Annotated in this window: 23 protein-coding genes and 1 pseudogene; 21 read left to right on the forward strand and 3 right to left on the reverse strand. The window is 45.0% G+C overall.

The features are described from left to right. The first annotated feature begins 1 nt into the window (after position 1). From AC0THY_RS11825 to AC0THY_RS11835, 3 genes are all read left to right on the forward strand, one after another. Positions 2-1,408 (forward strand): hypothetical protein, encoded by a 1,407-nt coding sequence (locus AC0THY_RS11825; RefSeq protein ID WP_489990805.1) that lies wholly within the window; start codon positions 2-4, stop codon positions 1,406-1,408. A gap of 86 nt (positions 1,409-1,494) precedes the next feature. Beyond that, entirely contained in the window at positions 1,495-1,911 is a 417-nt protein-coding gene (locus tag AC0THY_RS11830; RefSeq protein WP_489990806.1) for a phage holin family protein, read from the forward strand. 2 nt (positions 1,912-1,913) lie between these two features. Beyond that, positions 1,914-2,843 carry an N-acetylmuramoyl-L-alanine amidase gene (locus AC0THY_RS11835; RefSeq protein ID WP_489990807.1) on the forward strand — a complete coding sequence of 310 codons (930 nt, stop codon included), beginning with the start codon at positions 1,914-1,916 and terminating at the stop codon, positions 2,841-2,843. Positions 2,844-2,893: 50 nt separating this feature from the next. Here AC0THY_RS11835 and AC0THY_RS11840 read toward each other — a convergent pair whose 3' ends face one another. The 3 genes from AC0THY_RS11840 to AC0THY_RS11850 form a co-directional block, all read right to left on the reverse strand. Further along, entirely contained in the window at positions 2,894-3,307 is a 414-nt protein-coding gene (locus tag AC0THY_RS11840) for a hypothetical protein (protein WP_489990808.1), read from the reverse strand. Between the two features lie 46 nt (positions 3,308-3,353). After that, positions 3,354-3,584, reverse strand: a complete 231-nt coding sequence (locus AC0THY_RS11845) for a hypothetical protein (RefSeq protein ID WP_489990809.1) — start codon at positions 3,582-3,584, stop codon at positions 3,354-3,356. A gap of 136 nt (positions 3,585-3,720) precedes the next feature. Further along, positions 3,721-4,035 carry a helix-turn-helix domain-containing protein gene (locus tag AC0THY_RS11850; protein ID WP_489990810.1) on the reverse strand — a complete coding sequence of 105 codons (315 nt, stop codon included), beginning with the start codon at positions 4,033-4,035 and terminating at the stop codon, positions 3,721-3,723. Positions 4,036-4,234: 199 nt separating this feature from the next. Between AC0THY_RS11850 and AC0THY_RS11855 the strand changes: the two genes are divergently transcribed. From AC0THY_RS11855 to AC0THY_RS11940, 18 genes and pseudogenes are all read left to right on the forward strand, one after another. Then, entirely contained in the window at positions 4,235-4,639 is a 405-nt protein-coding gene (locus AC0THY_RS11855) for a helix-turn-helix domain-containing protein (RefSeq protein WP_489990811.1), read from the forward strand. Then, positions 4,636-4,812 (forward strand): SHOCT domain-containing protein, encoded by a 177-nt coding sequence (locus AC0THY_RS11860; RefSeq protein ID WP_489990812.1) that lies wholly within the window; start codon positions 4,636-4,638, stop codon positions 4,810-4,812. Before AC0THY_RS11855 ends, AC0THY_RS11860 begins: the two co-directional genes overlap by 4 nt. A gap of 44 nt (positions 4,813-4,856) precedes the next feature. Next, on the forward strand, positions 4,857-6,359 hold the full coding sequence (locus tag AC0THY_RS11865; RefSeq protein WP_489990813.1) for a recombinase family protein: 1,503 nt from the start codon (positions 4,857-4,859) through the stop codon (positions 6,357-6,359). Further along, positions 6,344-7,909, forward strand: a complete 1,566-nt coding sequence (locus tag AC0THY_RS11870; RefSeq protein ID WP_489990814.1) for a recombinase family protein — start codon at positions 6,344-6,346, stop codon at positions 7,907-7,909. The genes AC0THY_RS11865 and AC0THY_RS11870 overlap by 16 nt, the downstream gene beginning before the upstream one ends. A 156-nt stretch (positions 7,910-8,065) precedes the next feature. Further along, positions 8,066-8,386: an ArsR/SmtB family transcription factor gene (locus tag AC0THY_RS11875; protein WP_489990815.1), complete on the forward strand. Its 321-nt coding sequence runs from the start codon at positions 8,066-8,068 to the stop codon at positions 8,384-8,386. Positions 8,387-8,470: 84 nt separating this feature from the next. Continuing rightward, on the forward strand, positions 8,471-9,484 hold the full coding sequence (locus tag AC0THY_RS11880; RefSeq protein WP_489990816.1) for a permease: 1,014 nt from the start codon (positions 8,471-8,473) through the stop codon (positions 9,482-9,484). 33 nt (positions 9,485-9,517) lie between these two features. Further along, positions 9,518-9,919, forward strand: a complete 402-nt coding sequence (locus tag AC0THY_RS11885) for a thioredoxin family protein (RefSeq protein ID WP_489990817.1) — start codon at positions 9,518-9,520, stop codon at positions 9,917-9,919. 20 nt (positions 9,920-9,939) lie between these two features. Beyond that, the gene (gene arsB / locus AC0THY_RS11890; protein WP_489990818.1) at positions 9,940-11,001 is read left to right on the forward strand and encodes an ACR3 family arsenite efflux transporter; all 1,062 of its coding nucleotides are present in this window, start codon (positions 9,940-9,942) and stop codon (positions 10,999-11,001) included. Beyond that, positions 10,994-11,071, forward strand: a pseudogene (locus tag AC0THY_RS11895) (4Fe-4S binding protein); the annotation flags it as partial. The gene arsB and the pseudogene AC0THY_RS11895, both read left to right, overlap by 8 nt. A gap of 171 nt (positions 11,072-11,242) precedes the next feature. Then, positions 11,243-11,653: an arsenate reductase ArsC gene (locus AC0THY_RS11900; RefSeq protein WP_489994189.1), complete on the forward strand. Its 411-nt coding sequence runs from the start codon at positions 11,243-11,245 to the stop codon at positions 11,651-11,653. A gap of 133 nt (positions 11,654-11,786) precedes the next feature. Further along, the gene (locus AC0THY_RS11905; RefSeq protein ID WP_489994190.1) at positions 11,787-12,281 is read left to right on the forward strand and encodes a magnesium chelatase subunit ChlI family protein; all 495 of its coding nucleotides are present in this window, start codon (positions 11,787-11,789) and stop codon (positions 12,279-12,281) included. Positions 12,282-12,291: 10 nt separating this feature from the next. Beyond that, positions 12,292-13,383, forward strand: coding sequence for a DNA-processing protein DprA (gene dprA, locus AC0THY_RS11910; protein WP_489990819.1), 1,092 nt, complete (start codon positions 12,292-12,294; stop codon positions 13,381-13,383). A 23-nt stretch (positions 13,384-13,406) separates the two neighbouring features. After that, positions 13,407-15,476, forward strand: coding sequence for a type I DNA topoisomerase (topA, locus tag AC0THY_RS11915; protein ID WP_489990820.1), 2,070 nt, complete (start codon positions 13,407-13,409; stop codon positions 15,474-15,476). 130 nt (positions 15,477-15,606) lie between these two features. Next, on the forward strand, positions 15,607-16,389 hold the full coding sequence (codY, locus tag AC0THY_RS11920) for a GTP-sensing pleiotropic transcriptional regulator CodY (RefSeq protein ID WP_489990821.1): 783 nt from the start codon (positions 15,607-15,609) through the stop codon (positions 16,387-16,389). A gap of 265 nt (positions 16,390-16,654) precedes the next feature. Further along, the gene (locus AC0THY_RS11925; protein ID WP_489990822.1) at positions 16,655-16,939 is read left to right on the forward strand and encodes a co-chaperone GroES; all 285 of its coding nucleotides are present in this window, start codon (positions 16,655-16,657) and stop codon (positions 16,937-16,939) included. A 19-nt stretch (positions 16,940-16,958) separates the two neighbouring features. Further along, positions 16,959-18,584 (forward strand): chaperonin GroEL, encoded by a 1,626-nt coding sequence (gene groL, locus AC0THY_RS11930; RefSeq protein ID WP_489990823.1) that lies wholly within the window; start codon positions 16,959-16,961, stop codon positions 18,582-18,584. A 102-nt stretch (positions 18,585-18,686) separates the two neighbouring features. Continuing rightward, positions 18,687-19,361, forward strand: a complete 675-nt coding sequence (locus AC0THY_RS11935; RefSeq protein WP_489990824.1) for a hypothetical protein — start codon at positions 18,687-18,689, stop codon at positions 19,359-19,361. A gap of 57 nt (positions 19,362-19,418) precedes the next feature. Further along, entirely contained in the window at positions 19,419-19,922 is a 504-nt protein-coding gene (locus tag AC0THY_RS11940; RefSeq protein ID WP_489990825.1) for a DUF6106 family protein, read from the forward strand. Positions 19,923-19,951 lie beyond the last annotated feature (29 nt).

Raw genomic sequence — 19,951 nt, forward strand, 5'->3', positions numbered from 1 at the left:
CATGATTAAAGGAACGATGAAAATAGAACTGACGGATGTGCATACCGGAGAAACGCAGACCGTCCTGGAACACAACATGGTGACCAATGCTCTGCGTGAGATTTTCAAGCCGTTAGGTCTTGTGAAATCCCCAAGCAATGCCATGAATAACTGGGCACCGTATTATCAGAAACTGCTCGGCGGTATCCTGCTCTTTGATACCAATATTGAAGAGAATGCAGCCAATCTGTATCCACCGGCAAGTGCAAAGCTGATCGGCTGTGGGACTTATGGCTTGCAGAATAATACCACCGGAACATACAGGGGTGGCTACAACCAGACGGAGAGTGAACTGAATTTGCAGAACCGTTATATGAAGTATGTTTATGATTTTGCGACTTCCCAGGCGAATGGCACGATTGCCTGTGTCTGCCTGACGCATCTGAATGGAGGTTTCACTTCCTATGGCAGTGAGGATGCTGTGTTCACTAACAGTTATCCCCTTGCCCTTCGTGTGGATGATGGACAGCTGCAGTATGTATACACCAATTACACAGGGGCAACGACTGGAGACAAGTATTCTGGCATGAGCATCGGCACTACGCAGTGCCTATTTGCTATTGACCGGGAGCGAGACATTGCCTATTACTTCTGTATCGATAATGCTACAACTGTTCGCATTATTAAGCGGAGAGCCTATTTGCAGAGCGTGTCGGTATTGGAAAATCCATATAACCAAAAGGCACTGATCGAGGAAACAGATGTATCAATCGGAACAGCACTGGCAACAAACTACATTGCTTATAATTTTGATACCGCAGATAACGCTCTTTATGTGTTTACAAGTAGCGCCCATTATATCAAACCAAATGAAACCTTCATGGTTACAAAGATTGATTTCAACACATGGGCAGTGCATCAGTTTTCTATGACCAATACCACGGATGTAAATATATCTACGAATGGTATGCGATTTGCCTTTGCCCATCAAGGTTTTGTCTATCTGAAAAATTATAGCAGTCCCTATGATGTTTATAAGTTTGAGATTGGGAATGCAGCGAATGTAACGAAACTGAAACGTTCTGGAATGTCTACGATTCCTGGATTACCGCAGATGGCTATCAATGGGAGAATCTACTATGAGGATTCCCAAGGAAATAGCAATTATTATGATATGTACATTGCAAATGCATCCACGGATGAACTTTTGCGTTCTGAAACGTGTCGCATCTACAATGGTGGTAATTATTACTGTTATACACCAGTTATTAATGAACCGATGCTTTTTTATTGCAGTGGTGGAAACTGGTCAACAGCAGGATTCTTTGTGATGGCGAACTATTTGGCAACCATCAACAACCTGTCTGAACCCGTCACGAAGACTGCGGACAAGACCATGAAGATTACCTATATCATTCAGGAACAATAACAATTTCATATTCGGAATCAAGCGACTGCCTAATAATGGGTGGCCGCTTTTTTCATACAAAAATCAAAGAAAGAGAGGAATTTTACATGAAAGAATTCTGGAACACAATTCAATTTGTCTTTGCAGGCATCGGGGGCTGGCTTGGGTATTTCCTGGGCGGTTGTGATGGCCTGCTCTATGCACTGCTTGCTTTTGTGGTGGCAGATTACCTTACCGGGGTGATGTGCGCCATCTCTGACAAGACCTTATCGAGCGAGGTGGGCTTCCGTGGCATCTGTCGCAAGGTACTGATTTTCGTTTTGGTAGGGATTGCGAACATCCTGGATGTCCAGGTGGTTGGGACCGGCAGTGTACTGCGTACAGCAATCATTTTCTTTTACATCTCCAATGAGGGTGTATCCCTTCTGGAAAATGCAGGACACCTTGGTCTGCCTATCCCAGTGAAGCTGAAAGCAGTATTGGAACAGTTACATGATCGAGCAGAAGAAAAGGAGGAAGAATAATTATGAGTTATACAAACAGTCCATTAGTATCTTACACAGGGTTAAGCCCGAACCATTCCGGGCAGAGAACCCATTCCATTGACCGCATCACACCTCATTGCGTGGTCGGTCAGTTATCCGCAGAGACCATCTGTGCTTGCTTTCCGGCAGGCAGAGAGGCAAGCTGCAATTATGGTATCGGCACAGACGGACGAGTGTCCCTGTGCGTGGAGGAGAAGAACCGCTCCTGGTGTTCTTCAAGCAGTGCCAATGACCAGAGAGCCGTCACAATCGAATGTGCCAGTGACAGGACAGAACCGTATGCGCTGAACGGTACAGTTTATGATACACTCATCAAACTCTGCACAGACATTTGCAGGAGAAATGGCAAGAAGAAACTCTTGTGGTTTGGGGATAAGAACAAGTCCTTAAACTACGCACCGAAGTCTGATGAGATGGTATTGACCGTGCATCGGTGGTTTGCCAATAAAAGCTGTCCGGGTAACTGGCTGTATGCAAGACTTGGTGATCTGGCGGCAAAGGTTACGGCAGCACTTGGCGGTACGGCACAGGCCCCGACTTCCAATAGCACATGGTATCGTGTGCGTAAGACATGGGCAGACAGTAAGGGGCAGATTGGTGCATTCAAAGATCTTTCAAATGCGAAGACCTGTGCAGATAAGAATCCGGGTTATTTTGTATTTGATGATGCGGGAAAACAGATTTATCCGGTATCCGTTCCTACAACGGCATCATCCTACATGGTAAAGGTCGCAATTCCCGACCTTAATATTCGCCGTGGTCCCGGCACAAATTATGCTAAGACCGGACGTTACACTGGCATTGGCTCCTTTACCATTGTGGAAGAGAGTGCCGGACAGGGTGCGTCAAAATGGGGCAAGCTGAAGAGTGGTGCAGGGTGGATTTCCCTGGATTACTGTAAGAGAGTGTAATATAAAGGCTCTGCATTACGATTGATTTCGTAGTGCAGAGCCTTATTTTTTTACCCTTTTATATCTTCCCCATCTATGGTCAATTCAAATTCTTCTGGATTGTCGATGATGTTATAGCCTTTGGTATAGTCACTTGGCTGATAATCAATCACCATTAGTGGAGAATTTCCTTCTATTTCATCTTTCCAATTATAAACACGCATGGTCAGACTGGTTGGATATCCGTTGTCATAGGACATCTTGATGGTTTGGAACGTGTTCTCTTGGCACATAGTCAGCAGTTCGTCAGCAAAATCCGCTGGATCATCAATGCTATCTCTGTTTGCAACAATGGTCAAAGTTACATCTTGATTGGTGGAAATGCTGCTTACGGCATCCGGTGTTCCTGTCTTATGGTTATTTCCGCATCCCTGGCAGAGTAAAAGAAATGCCAGTGTGCATAGTATGTATTTAGCTTTTTTCATGGTCATCCTTATCGAAATCAATGAACAGTTACAGTATTATTCTTGATTAACTCGCCTTATGTCTCGAATTCGAAAGTGTAAGAGCAAGATGGTTAATCACTTCTTCCGCTGTTGGCCGCTCACCTTTATGCGGTATGGTACTCCATTTGGCCTGAACATCCGGATCGGGATTGTTATATCCAGCATCTATGGCTATCTGCATATCCCTTAATATATTTTCGGGTGTGGTGTTGTTCTGTCTGGCAATTACATTTAGTACATCATTAAATCTTTTCATCTGAATACCTCCGTGTATTTATGGAACGATAACTAATTCCTTTAGAACTACCATACCATATCCATAATGTCGAAAAAAAGAGGTTTTTTGTCGAACGCAAAAAAAAAGAAAGGTATTTTGCAACCTTTCTTTCTGATTATTCGATGAGTGCATCCAGTGCTTTTAATATGCGTTGCTGTTCTTTCTGCGGCATTGCTAAAATTTTTGAAGAAATATCATTTGCCATACCCTCTATGGAGTGATCTACAACATCAAGCAGGAGAGCGTCTGCGGATACCTCCAGTGCATTAGCAATGGATACGAAAGTTTCCAGTTTTGGTGCTTTTATGCCACGTTCAATAACGCTTATGTGAGTTGTACTTAAATCGATGATGGCAGCCAGGTCTTCCTGTGTTAAATTTTTTGCTTCTCGTGCTGCTTTTATTCTTGCACCTATGGATTTTGTGTCCACCGTAACACCTCCTTTTAGAACGACTTGTAATTCTAAAAGTAGTATATCGGAAAGGATAAAAATCATACAGAAGTCAATAGAACCATAACTAGTTCTAAAAGAACTATATAATATTTCTGTGTCAAATTGGGAGGTTTACTGTTTTCAAATACATAGCTGTCAGAAGGAATGACCCTTCAACGATAAGGAGGACACCCCAATGACAGATGAACAGAAGATGCAGATTATTTCCCTTCGTGAGGAAGGAAACGGATATAAGAAAATAGCACAGATACTTGGCGTATCCACCAATACGGTAAAGAGTTTCTGTCAGCGAAAGAACATAAGCGGAGCAGTTGTTCCGGTTACTGGCAGTGAGTCACAGTGCCAATGCTGTGGGAAAGCCATCAAGCAGAATCCAGGCAGAAAGCCGAAGAAGTTCTGCTCTGACCAGTGCCGGATGAAGTGGTGGAACAGCCATCTCGACAAGGTACAGCGAAAAGCTAACTATGATTTTATCTGCCCAGTCTGTAAAAAACCATTTACCTCATATGGGAATGCCAATCGAAAATACTGCAGCCACGAATGCTACATCGAGGATAGATTCGGGGGTGGCAGACGATGATGAAACAAGAAGGAAGAAGAGAAATCGTCTATCAGATGACCATGAGTGCTGCCAGGCAGATGCTCGAAAAAGGGCTGATTTCCAGGGAAGAGTACGTGCAATTTGATACAAATATGCGGGCAAAATACCGACCTATAATCGGCACTTTATTCTCCAATATTGACTTGCTATAGTGCGGTTATTACGGGAATATGGTACTGCGAAAGGAGGCGGTGTTATGCCAAGAATTACACAAATCGCACCGAGTCTGCCGAGGATAAAGCCAAAGCTGAGGGTCGCAGCCTATGCCCGTGTTTCAATGGAAACAGAGATGCTGCATCATTCTCTTTCGGCACAGGTCAGTTACTACAGTTCATTGATTCAGAAAAATCCGGAATGGAGTTTTGCCGGAATCTATGCGGATGAGGGCATCACGGGAACAAGCACCATACACCGTGATGAATTCAACCGACTGCTGGCAGATTGCGAAAATGGAAAAATCGACATGGTGATTGTTAAGAGCATCAGCCGATTTGCAAGAGATACCGTGGACTGCCTGAATACTACCAGGCACTTAAAAGAACTGGGGATTGCGGTCTATTTTGAAAGAGAGAAAATCAATTCCCTATCCGATGATGGAGAGTTGCTTTTGACCCTGTTGGCATCTTTTGCACAGGAAGAGAGCCGGAGCATTTCAGAAAATGTGAAATGGGGAATCCGAAAGCGGTTTGAAAAAGGTATCCCAAATGGCCACAAAGCACCATACGGTTATGAGTGGGATGGCGAGATGTTCCGCATTATTTCAGAACAGGGCGAGGTCGTAAAAGAAATCTATCAGAGATACCTTGCCGGAGAACCTGCTTATAGCATTGCAAAGGTTCTTGCAGAATGTGGTTTTACCGGGCAGATGGGACGGCCAATCGAGCAGACCACAGTGAAGGAGATTCTTTCCAACCGTTCCTACACAGGAACAATGGTGCTGCAGAAGAACTTTTTTACCGAAAACAAGGTGCGGAAACAGAACAAGGGCGAGTTGCCAATGTACCTGGTTGAAGAGATGTACGAGCCACTGGTCACAGAAGCAGATTTTGAACAGGCACAGGTCATCCGGCAGCAGAGAGCCGATGAAATGCCGAACAAGAATCCAGTCCTCACACCTTTTTCCGGCAGAGTCAAATGCGGCAACTGCGGATGCGGTTTCAGCCGGAGGACTTCGGGAAAGAAAAAACGCTGGGTCTGCAACACCAGGGAACGAAAAGGCATGGATATTTGTGAATGCAGACCAATTGATGAACAGGAACTGATCGATGCAACTATGAAGGTTATGGGAGACAGAATCCTTGATGAGGAGAAATTCAAAAAGGAAGTTAAGCGGATAACCATTCACGGTGACTGCATCATGTTCGCCTTTGAAAATGGACGAACTCGCGAGGTCAACCGAACCTACAGTGGCAGCAGAGGACAGAACGCTTTTACCAATAAGGTAAGATGCGGTATCTGCGGAGAAAAATGTGAACGTGACAACTGGGGCAACAAGAAAGTCTGGTCTTGCTCACAGCCACGGACAGGATGCCAGTTGAGACGGTTGGCAGAGCCGGAACTGCTCCAGGCAGCAGAACATATCCTTGGAGATAACTTCGAGGGCAAAGTAGTACAGCATATAGAGTCGGTCATGATTTACGATGATAGACTGGGTTTTATATTTAAAGATGGGACGGTAAAAACATGGCAAAGAAAGTAAGAGCGATACCGGCCACGTTGAACAGATTCAATTCTGAACCCGTGGCAGAGGTCAGAAAAAGAAGGGTTGCCGGATATGCCCGTGTATCGACAGATCACGAGGAACAGGCAACCAGCTATGAGGCTCAGATGTCATATTATAAGAATTACATTGAAAGCCGAGAGGACTGGGAGTTCGTAGGGATGTACTCTGATGAGGGTATTTCCGCAACGAACACCAAGCACCGTGATGGATTTAATCAGATGATTGAGGATGCCCTTGCCAGGAAGATTGACCTCATCATCACCAAGTCGGTCAGCCGATTTGCACGAAACACGGTGGATTCCCTTTCCAATGTCAGAAAGCTGCGTGAAAAGGGCGTGGAGATTTATTTTGAGAAGGAGAATATTTGGACCCTTGATGCCAAGGGCGAGTTGATGATTACCATCATGAGTTCCCTTGCACAGGAAGAGAGCCGGAGCATTTCAGAGAACACCACCTGGGGAAAGAGAAAACAATTTGCAGATGGCAAAGGCAGTGTGGGCTTCAAATGTTTTCTTGGGTATGATAAGGATTTCAAAATCAACCTGGAACAGGCAAACACCGTCAAGCTGATTTATAAACTTTTTGTCAGCGGACTTTCCTTTTATGCCATCACGAAGGAACTGGGAGAACGGAATATCAAGGCTCCGGCAGGCGGAGATAAGTGGCACATTAGCACGGTTCGCTCCATTCTCACGAATGAAAAGTACCGAGGGGATGCACTTCTTCAGAAAGAATACACTGCCGACTTCCTGGAAAAGACCAGAAAAAAGAACCACGGGGAAATCCCACAGTATTATGTGGAAGAACATCACGAGGCAATCATACCGCCGGAACAATTCGATTTTGTCCAGGCAGAGATTGCCCGCAGGGATAAGGATGGGAAGTACAGCGGAGTGAGCATTTTCTCCAACAAGATCAAATGCGGATGCTGCGGTGGATGGTATGGCTCAAAGGTATGGCATTCGAGGGATAAGTACCGAAAGGTCATTTACCGCTGCAACAGGAAGTACGGCAAAGGTATCGAGCCATGTAGCAGTCCACACTTTACGGAAGATCAGATAAAAGAAATCTTCCTTAAGGCACTGAACACCTTAATCGGGGAGAAGGATGAAGCCATAGCCAATTTACTGGAACTGATTGACACGGTATGCGATACAGGCAGCCTTGCCTTGGAACGTGACGGCATCGAACAGGAACTTATCATGATGGCAGAGCACATCGAAAACCTCATCCGAGAAAATGCCAGGGTCGCACAGGACCAGGAGGAGTACGCAAAGAAAGAAGAGAAACTCCGGATTCTTTATGGGGAGAAGCATTCGAGGTTTGAAGAACTGGAATCAGCCATCCAGGAGAAGAACGATACAAGGGAAATTCTGATGAACTTCATCAAGAGCCTGCAGGGACTTGATGGAGAGCAGACGGAATTTCGAGAGGAACTTTGGGGCGGACTGGTAGACCATATCCGGGCAGAGAATGAGAAAACAGTAACAGTAGTGTTCCGAGGGGGAATCGAAATTACTGTATAATATAGAAAGAACAGGAATTAAAAGACGGTCAACGAGAATATCAGTTGGCCGTTTTCTGATTTCGCAATGGGAAATCAAAATAATACATCTAAATATTGACAACTATCTATGCGTGTGATATAATTTCTACAGTTAAGAGAGGAAGTGTGATAAAGAATGAGCTATAAAGACGATGTGAGATTGATAAAAGCCTTAGCAGATGAAAACAGACTTGCTATTCTGGAACTTCTACAAGGTGGAGAAAAATGCGGATGTGTTTTGTTAGAGGAACTCCGTATCACGCAACCAACATTATCACACCATATGAAAATACTTTGTGATACAGGCATTGTTGATAGCTGTAAGGATGGGAAGTGGATGCACTATTCACTTTCTTTAGAAGGCAGCAATACACTTCGTGAAATGGTAGAGAGATATTCCATTGGTGAAGCAGATTACAAAAACTACAAAAAATGTGATTCCTGCAGAACGGAATAAAATATAGGGCAATCTTCGGATTGCCTATATCATAAGACTAAACATAGATACATATAAATGTATAAATGAATCGAGGAGGATATTATGGAAGTATTAAAAGCAGTAGGAGAATTTATCCAGAATCAGATCCTGGGAATGAAATGGCTGAATGAATTGATAGGAAATCTTTTGGATGCCACTGGACTTGATGTGTCGGGCAGATTAGGTGGGAGCATACAGTTCTTTATTTATGATGTAGTGAAAATTACGATATTATTATGCTTTTTGATTTATCTTATATCCTATATTCAAAGTTTCTTTCCGCCTGAAAGAAGTAAAAAAATCATGGGAAGATTTCATGGAGTAGGAGCTAATATTATAGGAGCATTGCTTGGAACAGTAACTCCATTCTGCTCATGTTCATCAATCCCCTTATTTATCGGATTTACAAGTGCCGGATTACCATTAGGAGTTACTTTTTCGTTCTTGATATCTTCGCCTATGGTGGATTTGGGGTCACTGGTTCTTCTTATGAGTATTTTTGGCTGGAAGATAGCAGTGATCTATGTGATAGTCGGACTATTCGTAGCTGTCATTGGTGGAACAATTATTGAAAAACTTCACATGGAAAATCAAGTGGAGGAATTTATCAGAAATGCATCAAGCATTGATTTGGAAGCAGATGAACTTACTATTCATGATAGACTGGTTTATGCAAAAGACCAAGTGATATCTACATTTAAAAAAGTGTTCCCATATATTTTAGTCGGAGTAGGTATTGGCGCAGTCATTCACAACTGGATACCGGAAGAATGGATTGAAATGGTACTTGGTTCAAATAATCCATTTGGCGTTATTTTAGCAACGGCTTTGGGTGTTCCTATGTACGCAGATATTTTTGGCACAATACCTGTTGCAGAAGCATTGCTTGCAAAGGGGGCACAGCTTGGTACAGTGCTTTCATTCATGATGGCAGTAACTACGTTGTCGCTTCCGTCTATGATTATGCTTCGTAAAGCCGTGAAGCCGAAACTGTTAGGAACTTTTATTGCAATCTGTACATTAGGAATAATTATTGTAGGATATGGCTTTAATATCTTCCAATTCTTATTTATATAACAAATTCAAACAAATTATAGGAGGAAAAGAATCATGGGATTATTTGGAAAAAAGAAAGAGGAAAAGGCAGCACCAGCGTGTGCTTGTAACGGAAATGCGCCAGAGATGGAAGCAGAGAATATGTCAGAAGGATGTGGATGTGGTAATGCAGAAGGAATCAGTGCTTGCTGTGAAGAGGCTAAGAATGGAATCTGCTGTATGAAGGTACTTGGCTCTGGTTGTAAATCATGCCATGAACTGTATGAAAATGCACAGAAAGCAGTAAGTAACATGGGTATTTCAGTGGAAGTAGAATATGTGACAGATATGGAAAAAGTAGTAAGCTATGGTGTGATGAGTACGCCTGCTTTAGTCGTAAATGAAAAAGTGGTTTCTATGGGAAAAACGCTAAAAACTGCTGATGTAGAGAAATTACTTCACAAACTGGGATTTTAATAAAAGGAGCATTAAGGCATATGAGCAGACAGAAAAGTGACATTAGTTTTTTTAACCGATATCTGACAGTATGGGTGTTCTTGTGTATGGTGGCAGGTGTGCTGATTGGAAAACTTCTGCCTACCATCCCATCATTTCTTAATAAATTAAATATTGCCGAAATTTCAATTCCTATTGCTATCCTTATCTGGGTTATGATTTATCCAATGATGATGAAAGTTGATTTTCAGAGTGTAAAACAGGTAGGAAAGAATCCAAAAGGACTGATTGTAACATGGGTGGTAAACTGGCTGATTAAGCCGTTTACCATGTATGGAATTGCAAGTTTCTTCTTGTTTGTAGTTTTCAAAACGCTTATTACACCGGAACTGGCAACACAGTATTTGGCAGGAGCAGTTCTTCTTGGAGCGGCACCATGCACAGCGATGGTATTTGTTTGGAGTACACTGACAAAAGGAAATCCGGCATATACAGTTGTACAGGTGGCAACCAATGATCTGATTATCTTGATTGCCTTTGTACCTATTGTCAAATTTCTTTTGGGTGTATCCAATGTCACGGTGCCTTACAGCACATTGATTATAAGTGTTGTGCTTTTTGTTGTGATCCCTCTTTTGGGTGGTGTGCTGACCAGGATGAATATGATCAAGAAGAAAGGGCAGGAATATTTTGAACAGAAGTTTCTGCACAAATTTGATAATGTGACCACAGTTGGACTGCTGTTAACATTGGTACTGATCTTTGCATCACAGACCGAAGTGATTCTATCCAATCCGCTTCACATTGTTTTGATTGCAATTCCACTTACAATTCAGACATTCCTGATTTTCTTTATCGCATACTTTGCAGGTAAAGTTTTGAAATTGCCGCATGATGTAGCAGCACCGGCAGGTATGATTGGTGCATCTAATTTCTTTGAATTATCTGTGGCAGTGGCCATTGCGCTATTTGGAACGACAAGTCCGGCCGCATTGGCAACAACAGTAGGTGTCTTGACTGAAGTTCCGGTCATGCTGACTTTAGTAAAAATAGCGAATAAGACAAAAAGTTCATTTGTTCACGGAGGAAGTGAAAATGAGTAAAGGATGGTATCCTGAGATTGATTATGATAAGTGTGTAGGGTGCATGGCTTGCAATGATATGTGCAGGCATGGTGTATATAAGCCAAATGATGAAATTGGAAAACCAAAGGTTGTATATGGAACGGGATGTGTACACGGCTGTCACGGCTGTGAGAAGAAGTGCCCAGTAGGTGCGATTCATTACTTTGGAGATGATGGTACTTTGGATATTGATTATGATTTTGATTCCTATAAACCAGAAATAGAATGCGAGGGAAAGCCGAAGGTAGCCTTTGTTTGCGTTCATAATTCATGTAGAAGCCAGATAGCAGAAGCACTTGGAAAGAAACTGGCATCCGATGTTTTCGAGAGTTATTCTGCTGGAACAGAATTGAAGGATCATATTAATCCGGATGCTGTCAGAATGATGAAAAAGATGTATGGAATTAATATGGAAGAAACGCAGCACAATAAACTGATTGAGGATATCCCATCACCGGATGTGGTAATTTTTATGGGTTGTAATGTGAGTTGCCCAAATGTTCCGAGCCAGTATGCAGAGAACTGGGGACTGGATGACCCATCTGGAAAATCTGACGAAGAATTTGAAAAAACGATTCAGGCAATTGAGGAAAAGATGCGTCAACTAAAGAAAAAATTGAATACTGTATAAAAATGCAGAGCAGTCAACTTTTAATAGAGTTGGCTGCTTTCTTTCATATTAAATAGGGGGGGTGCATTTTCCTCTTTTAGGGGGGTGCAAAGGGGGTGCAAATTAAAGAGCATCGTTACATTGTATCAATATCATTGTCCCGATGAACCCGTGTAAGTGCGGCTACTATCCGGATCTGCTGCGGTGTACGTGTACGGAGGCGGAGATCCACCGGTATCTGCGCAAGATCAGCCGTCCCTTAGTAGACCGCATGGATATCAGCATAGAGGCGTCCCCCATCGCATACAAAGAACTGCGGAACACTGGGAAGGAGGAGTCCTCCCGGATGATTCGAGACAGGGTGGTACAGGCGCAGGAAATCCAGCAGGAGAGATATCGGGAAACAGGGTATCAGTTCAACAGGGATCTGGATGCGGAGGGGATTCGCAGATACTGCAGCTTGGGTTTAGATGAGGACCGGCTGCTGGAGAGCGCTTACGCGAAGTTTGGGATGAGTGCAAGAGCCTGCCACAGGATTCTGAAGGTAGCCAGGACCATTGCGGATCTGGAGGCCTCTGAGCGCATACAGGCACATCATCTGGGGGAAGCTGTGTGCTACCGCTCGGCGGAGCAAAAATACTGGCAGTAGGAGGAGAAAAATGGAAAATATAATGGAGCCCTATTGGCTTTGGCTCTGCCAAAATAAGGAGATTTACCGGCCCCATCTGGGAGTTCTCATACAGGTGTTCGGCAATCCGAAAGCAGTCTTTGAAGGGACTGAGAGGGAGATTTGGGAATGCCGGGGACTCAATGAGAGTCAGAAATCCGCACTGCTCAGGAGCAGGAGATTCTTTGATTATGAGAAAAGCGTTCATGAACTGGGGAAAGCCGGAATAAGATTTATCAGCTGTGAGCACCCGGATTATCCAAAGAGACTAAAAAATATCTGTGATTTCCCCTTTGGTATTTTTCTAAAAGGAGCACTTCCCGATGAAGATCAAACCACGGTTGCTGTGGTGGGGGCACGCAGGTGCAGCTCTTATGGAAAACATCAGGCTGAGGCCATCGGTGAGGTCTTAGCCATGGCTGGGGCTCAGATAGTCAGCGGAATGGCCATGGGGATTGACGGTTATGCCCAGTGGGCGGCCGTAAGGGCAGGAGGACAGAGCTTTGGCGTGCTGGGGTGCGGTGTGGATGTCTGCTATCCGGCCAGAAACCGGCAATTGTACGAGAGCCTCTGTGCCCAGGGAGGGGTACTTTCAGAATACCCGCCGGGGAGAGAGCCTCTGGCCTTGCACTTTCCTATGCGAAACCGTCTGATCAGCGGTATGGCGGACTGCCTGGTGGTTGTGGAGGCTCGAGAGCGCAGCGGCTCCCTGATCACAGCAGATTTGGCCCTGGAACAGGGCGTGGATGTCATTGCGGTTCCCGGGAAAACAGATGACCCTTTAAGCGTGGGCTGTAACCGCCTGATCAGCCAGGGGGCAGGGATTTTTTTGAATTGTGAAGAGCTGCTGGAGAGCCTTAATCTGCGTCTGAAAAAGAAAAAGAAAAACAAAAAAAGTGAGATTCTACTTGAAACGAAAGAAATTTTGTTGTATAGTTGTGTGGATTTCGTACCCAAAAGCCTTCATGAGTTAACGGCGAAGGCAGGCCTGCCTCCCCAGGAGGTTATGGCGGTCCTCACCTCGTTAGAAATGAAGGGCCTGATCGAAGAACCAATGAAAAATTATTATACAAGATTAAACTGATGCATATGCATGGGGGTATATACATGGCAAAGTATTTAGTGATAGTAGAATCACCGACCAAAGTAAAAACCATAAAGAAGTTTTTGGGGGCCAACTATGAGGTTGCAGCTTCCAACGGACATGTGCGGGACCTGCCCAAGAGCCAGATGGGTGTGGACCTGCAGCATGACTATGAACCGAAATATATTACCATCCGCGGCAAGGGGGACATTCTTGCAGCCCTGAGAAAGTCAGCCAAGAAGTCTGATAAAATCTTTCTGGCAACGGACCCTGACCGGGAGGGGGAGGCCATATCCTGGCACCTGGCCACAGCTCTCAAGCTGGATGACAAAAATATCCACAGGATCACCTTTAACGAGATAACCAAAAATGCGGTAAAGGAGTCTTTAAAGAAGCCTCGGAGTATTGACATGGATTTGGTGGATGCCCAGCAGGCAAGGCGAATCTTGGACCGCATGGTGGGATACTCCATCAGTCCGCTATTGTGGGCTAAGGTAAAGAGGGGGCTGAGCGCAGGGCGGGTGCAGTCCGTGGCGCTGCGCATTATTGCAGACAGGGAGGAAGAGATCAACGCTTTCATCCCGGAGGAATACTGGACTCTGGATGCCAGCTTTGCGGTGAAGGGGGAGAAGAAGCCCCTGATCGCTAAATTTTATGGTACAGAAAAGAAAAAAGTTACGATTCGTTCCAGGGAGGAACTGGATAAGATATTAGATGATTTAAAGGATGCCTCTTACCAGGTTGCGGAGGTGAAAAAGGGAGAACGGACGAAAAAGGCTCCGGTTCCTTTTACCACCAGTACTCTTCAGCAGGAGGCTTCCAAGGTGCTGAACTTTTCCACACAAAAAACCATGCGGATTGCGCAGCAGCTGTACGAAGGAATTGACATCAAAGGAAACGGCACGGTTGGTCTGATCACCTATCTGAGAACAGACTCAACGCGTATCTCTGAGGAGGCTGATGCAGCTGCCAGGGGATATGTGGAGCAGCAGTATGGGAAGGAGTATGTCTCCGGCCTGCAGCAGGAGAAGAAGAGCGGTAAGAAGATTCAGGATGCCCACGAGGCTATCAGGCCCTCTGATGTGGCCAGGACCCCCATATCCATAAAGGAGTCTCTGAGCAGAGATCAGTACAGGCTGTATCAGTTGATTTGGAAACGGTTCGTTGCCAGCAGAATGGAAAATGCCAAATATGAAACTACCTCTGTAAAGATTGGCGCGGGCAGCTACCGGTTTACGGTGTCAGCATCCAAGCTTATGTTTGACGGCTTTATGGCAGTCTATGTGCAGGAGGGGGACGATATTGCAGAGAACAACTTGATGCTCAAGGGAATTGACAAGGATTCCCAGATCTCCCTGAATGAATTTGACAGCAAGCAGCACTTCACACAGCCGCCGGCCCACTATACGGAGGCTGCGCTGGTTAAGACGCTGGAGGAGCTGGGGATCGGACGCCCCAGTACCTATGCTCCCACTATTACCACGATCATCAACAGGCGTTATGTGGCAAAGGAGAACAAGAATCTCTATCTCACGGAACTGGGAGAAGTGGTCAACAATATCATGAAGCAGGCATTTCCCAGCATCGTGGATGTGAACTTTACTGCCAATATGGAGTCTTTGCTGGACAAGGTGGAAGAGGGAGTCGTAAATTGGAAGACCGTGGTGCGCAACTTCTACCCGGATCTGGAGGAGGCAGTGCAGACTGCTGAGAAAGAGCTCGAGCAGGTGAAGATCGAGGATGAGGTGACGGATGTCATCTGTGAAGAGTGCGGACGCAATATGGTGGTAAAATACGGTCCACATGGGCGTTTCCTGGCCTGCCCCGGATTTCCGGACTGCAGGAATACCAAACCGTATCTGGAAAAGATCGGGGTCGCCTGCCCCAAGTGCGGCAAGGAGGTTGTGCTGCGTAAAACGAAAAAAGGAAGAAAGTACTACGGGTGTGAGGACAATCCGGATTGCGATTTTATGTCCTGGCAGAAGCCGTCCGGTCAAAAGTGTCCCAAATGTGGAAATATTTTACTGGAAAAGGGCAATAAGCTGGTGTGCATGGATGAAACCTGCGGTTATGTAGAAAACAGAAAGAAATAATTTAAATTTTTCGACTTTTTTGAGATTTTGGTTGAAAATCAGACAATTGTGTGCTAGAATGATATTTGGCATAAAATAACTATGTGATGTATGTCAACTTTGGGGTGGAGTGGACAGGACAGGAGGAAGTATGAGCGTACAATTGCTAGATAAGACCAGAAAGATCAATAAGCTCTTACACAACAACAATTCCAGCAAGGTGGTATTTAATGACATCTGCGAGGTACTCACAGAGATTTTGAATTCCAACATACTGGTAATCAGTAAAAAGGGCAAAGTCCTTGGTGTAAGCTTATGTGAAGGCGTGGAGGAGATCAAAGAGCTGATCGACGATGAGGTCGGGGGCTTTATTGATCCAATGCTGAATGAGAGACTTTTGGGTGTATTATCGACCAAGGAAAACGTAAACTTGGAAACACTTGGATTTATGGGAGATGGAGTTAAGAAATATCAAGCGATTATCAATCCCATTGATATCGCAGGAGAGCGGCTTGGCACGGTGTTTATGTACAAGTGCGACAGCCAATATGAGATTGACGACATTATCTTGAGCGAGTACGGCACAACAGTGGTGGGACTGGAAATGATGCGTTCCGTTCATGAAGAGAATGCGGAGGAAAACCGGAAAGTGCAGATTGTGAAATCAGCCATCAGCACACTGTCGTTTTCCGAGCTGGAGGCTATCATTCATATTTTTGATGAGCTGGAAGGCACAGAGGGGATATTGGTAGCCAGCAAGATAGCGGACAGGGTGGGAATCACCCGTTCGGTGATCGTCAATGCTCTGCGCAAATTTGAGAGCGCAGGGGTCATAGAGTCACGTTCGTCCGGAATGAAGGGTACCTACATTAAGGTAATCAATGATGTGGTATTTGACGAACTGGCAGAGCTGAAAAAGGAAAAGAAGAGCTGAGAAAATCCTGCCGGAAACGGCAGGATTTTCCTATACAAAAAACGCCGCAGAGAAATCTAAAAAAAATCTAAAAAAATAAAATGTGAGAAAATAGGAGATTAAAAGAGAAAACAAGAGAAAAAGTGGATATAGATCCAAATACGCGGCAATAATGATGCTTGCACAAATCAAGGATTTTCACTAATATAATGCTAACGGTTAGCACTCGACAAAAGTGAGTGCTAATAACAGAAAAACTGACAAATATCTAAGGAGGCGTCGTACAATGAAATTAGTACCATTGGGAGACAGAGTTGTATTAAAGCAGTTTGAAGCAGAAGAGACTACAAAATCAGGTATTATTTTAGCAAGCAAAGCCCAGGAGAAACCACAGGAAGCAGAGGTTGTAGCTGTTGGACCGGGCGGAGTGGTAGATGGAAAAGAAGTTACCATGCAGGTAAAGGCAGGGGATAAAGTAATTTATTCTAAATATGCAGGCAACGAAGTGAAACTGGATGATGTAGAGTATATTATCGTAAAACAGAGCGATATCTTGGCAATTGTAGAATAATCGAGGAGGCAGAGAAATCATGGCAAAGGAAATCAAATACGGAGCAGACGCCAGAGCAGCACTGGAAGCTGGTGTAAACAAATTAGCAGACACAGTTAGAGTAACCTTAGGACCCAAAGGCAGAAATGTAGTTCTGGATAAGCAGTTTGGCACTCCGCTGATCACAAACGATGGTGTCACCATCGCAAAAGAGATTGAGCTGGAAGATGCATTTGAGAATATGGGCGCACAGCTGGTAAAAGAGGTTGCCACAAAGACAAATGACGTGGCAGGTGACGGTACCACAACCGCAACAGTTCTGGCACAGTCCATGATCCAGGAGGGAATGAAGAACCTTGCAGCAGGTGCAAATCCCATTGTACTGCGCAAGGGAATGAAGAAAGCTACCGACATTGCAGTGGATGCTATTGCAGCTATGAGCCGCAAGGTTGACGGAAAAGACCAGATGGCCAGAGTGGCAGCTATCTCCGCAGGTGATGATGAAGTGGGAAATATGGTAGCGGATGCGATGGAGAAGGTTTCCAATGACGGAGTTATCACAATCGAAGAATCCAAGACCATGAAGACAGAGCTGGACCTGGTAGAAGGTATGCAGTTTGACAGAGGGTATATCTCTGCATACATGGCAACGGATATGGAGAAGATGGAAGCTGTTCTGGATGATCCATATATCCTGATCACAGACAAGAAAATTTCCAATATTCAGGAGATTCTGCCTCTGTTGGAGCAGATCGTACAGTCCGGCAAGAAGCTTCTGATCATAGCTGAGGATATCGAGGGTGAAGCACTCACCACTCTGATTGTAAATAAGCTGCGCGGAACCTTCCAGGTAGTAGGTGTGAAAGCTCCGGGATACGGCGACAGAAGAAAAGCTATGCTGGAGGATATCGCAATCCTCACAGGCGGACAGGTGATTTCCGAGGAAGTTGGTCTGGACCTGAAAGATACAACCATTGACCAGCTGGGACGTGCAAAATCTGTAAAGGTACAGAAGGAAAACACAGTTATCGTAGATGGCTTGGGAGACAAAGAGGCTATTCAGGCCAGAATTGGACAGATCAAAGCCTCCATTGAGGAGACCACATCTGAATTTGACAAAGAAAAACTGCAGGAGAGACTTGCAAAGCTGGCAGGCGGCGTGGCAGTGATCCGTGTAGGTGCGGCTACTGAGACAGAGATGAAAGAAGCTAAACTGCGTATGGAGGATGCTTTAAATGCCACAAGAGCAGCTGTTGAGGAGGGTATTGTAGCAGGAGGCGGTTCCGCTTACATCCATGCTTCTAAGGAAGTTGCCAAGCTGGTAGAGTCCATGGAAGGCGATGAGAAGACAGGAGCAGCTGTGATCTTAAAAGCTCTGGAGTCTCCGCTGTATCACATCGCGGCAAACGCAGGCCTGGAGGGTGCTGTGATTATCAATAAAGTAAAAGAGTCAGAGGAAGGCATCGGCTTTGACGCATACAAAGAAGAGTATGTAAACATGGTAAAAGCCGGTATCCTGGACCCGGCAAAGGTTACGAGAAGTGCGCTGCAGAATGCGACAAGTGTGGCAGCAACCTTCCTGACCACAGAGTCCTGTGTGGCAAACATCAAGGAAGAGACACCTGCAATGCCAGCAGGCGGTGCCGGCGGCATGGGAATGATGTAAAACAGAAAAACGAACCATTATGGGCGGACGTCTTGGACATCCGCCCATTGTTTTGGCATATGGCTGGTTAGCATGGCGGATAAAGGCAGGATAAGATAGCTTATGGAAGATACAAACAAAAGAGGGAAGGTGAAGGAGGAGATTTCCAAGCTGAAACAGCTCACCTTTCGAAAAAAACTAGAATATATATGGGATTACTATAAACCTCTGCTGGCGGGAATCATTGGGATCGTGATACTGGTCTGCGTTGTTGTCCAGATCGTCAGGGGCAGCCAAATGGTAACGGAGCTGTCGGTGGCCCTTGTTAACAGCCAGGACATGGGGGAGGGCAGTGAAGCGCTAAAGAGGGAATTTACGGCTTACAGCGGTTTGAATGGCAAGAATCAGGAGGTGGAACTTGACTCCTCTTATGTGATCAATTTAAACGGCGGGGATCAGATGACAGCTGGTTCTCAGGCAAAGCTGATGGCTGTCATCAGCGCGGAGGCTTTAGATGTGACGGTGATGCCGGAAAATATCTACGAGAACTATTTGAATGCAGGCATGTATCAGGATCTTGCTCAGGCGCTGGGAGAGGAATTCCTGGAAGCCAACAGACAGATATGCGTCACCGGAAACCAGGAGGATGGCGGCGGAGAAAAGGTGTATGGACTTAGGCTTTTGGGCAACGAAAAGCTGGAATCTCTCTACGGGACAGAGCCAGTAGTGCTTTCCATTGTTGCGAACACAAAAAATACAAAGAACGCGGCAAAATTTGTGCAATATTTACTTTCCTAACGGCAAAAATTTCGGTATACTGGTAGATAAGAAAAAGTAAGCGACAGGAGGAACAACATGAGTGATTTGTACACAGAGCTTTTAGTGCCGCGCAGGGCGACAGCTGGAGATCAGGTTTTGAAGGCAGTGCTGATTGCAGTTACCGTACTTTCGGGTATTGTTGGGTTGTTTATCACACCCATTGGATTTCTTTTTCTGATTGGGTTTGCGGTGCTGGATTATTTTAAACTTCCGGCCCTGAATCTGGAATTTGAGTATCTCTATGTGAACGGTGAGCTGGACGTAGATAAGATTATGTCCAAACAGAAGCGCAAAAGGGCAGGTTCCTATGAGATCGAAAAGGCTGAGCTGATTGCCCTCTGGAAATCACACGATATGGATTATTATCGTCAGGGAAACAAGGGGAAGGTGGTGGACTACACTTCCAGGACAGACGAATCCAAGGTGTACGCAATGGTTTACAATGGTGATAAGGGGATGGAGATTATCCTTCTGGAGCTCAACGATGTGATGCTAAAGGATATCCGTAGAATTGCACCGAGAAAAGTAAAATTGGGTTGACATGCGTTTATGAATTTGTTAGACTAAGG

Source organism: Ruminococcus sp. 8Y-12 (assembly GCF_058119865.1).

Coding starts and splice junctions, on each gene's coding strand:
- AC0THY_RS11825 (WP_489990805.1), top strand. CDS start 2: ATGATTAAAGGAACGATGAAAATAGAACTGACGGATGTGCATACCGGA.
- AC0THY_RS11830 (WP_489990806.1), top strand. CDS start 1,495: ATGAAAGAATTCTGGAACACAATTCAATTTGTCTTTGCAGGCATCGGG.
- AC0THY_RS11835 (WP_489990807.1), top strand. CDS start 1,914: ATGAGTTATACAAACAGTCCATTAGTATCTTACACAGGGTTAAGCCCG.
- AC0THY_RS11840 (WP_489990808.1), bottom strand. CDS start 3,307: ATGAAAAAAGCTAAATACATACTATGCACACTGGCATTTCTTTTACTC.
- AC0THY_RS11845 (WP_489990809.1), bottom strand. CDS start 3,584: ATGAAAAGATTTAATGATGTACTAAATGTAATTGCCAGACAGAACAAC.
- AC0THY_RS11855 (WP_489990811.1), top strand. CDS start 4,235: ATGACAGATGAACAGAAGATGCAGATTATTTCCCTTCGTGAGGAAGGA.
- AC0THY_RS11860 (WP_489990812.1), top strand. CDS start 4,636: ATGATGAAACAAGAAGGAAGAAGAGAAATCGTCTATCAGATGACCATG.
- AC0THY_RS11865 (WP_489990813.1), top strand. CDS start 4,857: ATGCCAAGAATTACACAAATCGCACCGAGTCTGCCGAGGATAAAGCCA.
- AC0THY_RS11870 (WP_489990814.1), top strand. CDS start 6,344: ATGGCAAAGAAAGTAAGAGCGATACCGGCCACGTTGAACAGATTCAAT.
- AC0THY_RS11875 (WP_489990815.1), top strand. CDS start 8,066: ATGAGCTATAAAGACGATGTGAGATTGATAAAAGCCTTAGCAGATGAA.
- AC0THY_RS11880 (WP_489990816.1), top strand. CDS start 8,471: ATGGAAGTATTAAAAGCAGTAGGAGAATTTATCCAGAATCAGATCCTG.
- AC0THY_RS11885 (WP_489990817.1), top strand. CDS start 9,518: ATGGGATTATTTGGAAAAAAGAAAGAGGAAAAGGCAGCACCAGCGTGT.
- arsB (WP_489990818.1), top strand. CDS start 9,940: ATGAGCAGACAGAAAAGTGACATTAGTTTTTTTAACCGATATCTGACA.
- dprA (WP_489990819.1), top strand. CDS start 12,292: ATGGAAAATATAATGGAGCCCTATTGGCTTTGGCTCTGCCAAAATAAG.
- topA (WP_489990820.1), top strand. CDS start 13,407: ATGGCAAAGTATTTAGTGATAGTAGAATCACCGACCAAAGTAAAAACC.
- codY (WP_489990821.1), top strand. CDS start 15,607: ATGAGCGTACAATTGCTAGATAAGACCAGAAAGATCAATAAGCTCTTA.
- AC0THY_RS11925 (WP_489990822.1), top strand. CDS start 16,655: ATGAAATTAGTACCATTGGGAGACAGAGTTGTATTAAAGCAGTTTGAA.
- groL (WP_489990823.1), top strand. CDS start 16,959: ATGGCAAAGGAAATCAAATACGGAGCAGACGCCAGAGCAGCACTGGAA.
- AC0THY_RS11935 (WP_489990824.1), top strand. CDS start 18,687: ATGGAAGATACAAACAAAAGAGGGAAGGTGAAGGAGGAGATTTCCAAG.
- AC0THY_RS11940 (WP_489990825.1), top strand. CDS start 19,419: ATGAGTGATTTGTACACAGAGCTTTTAGTGCCGCGCAGGGCGACAGCT.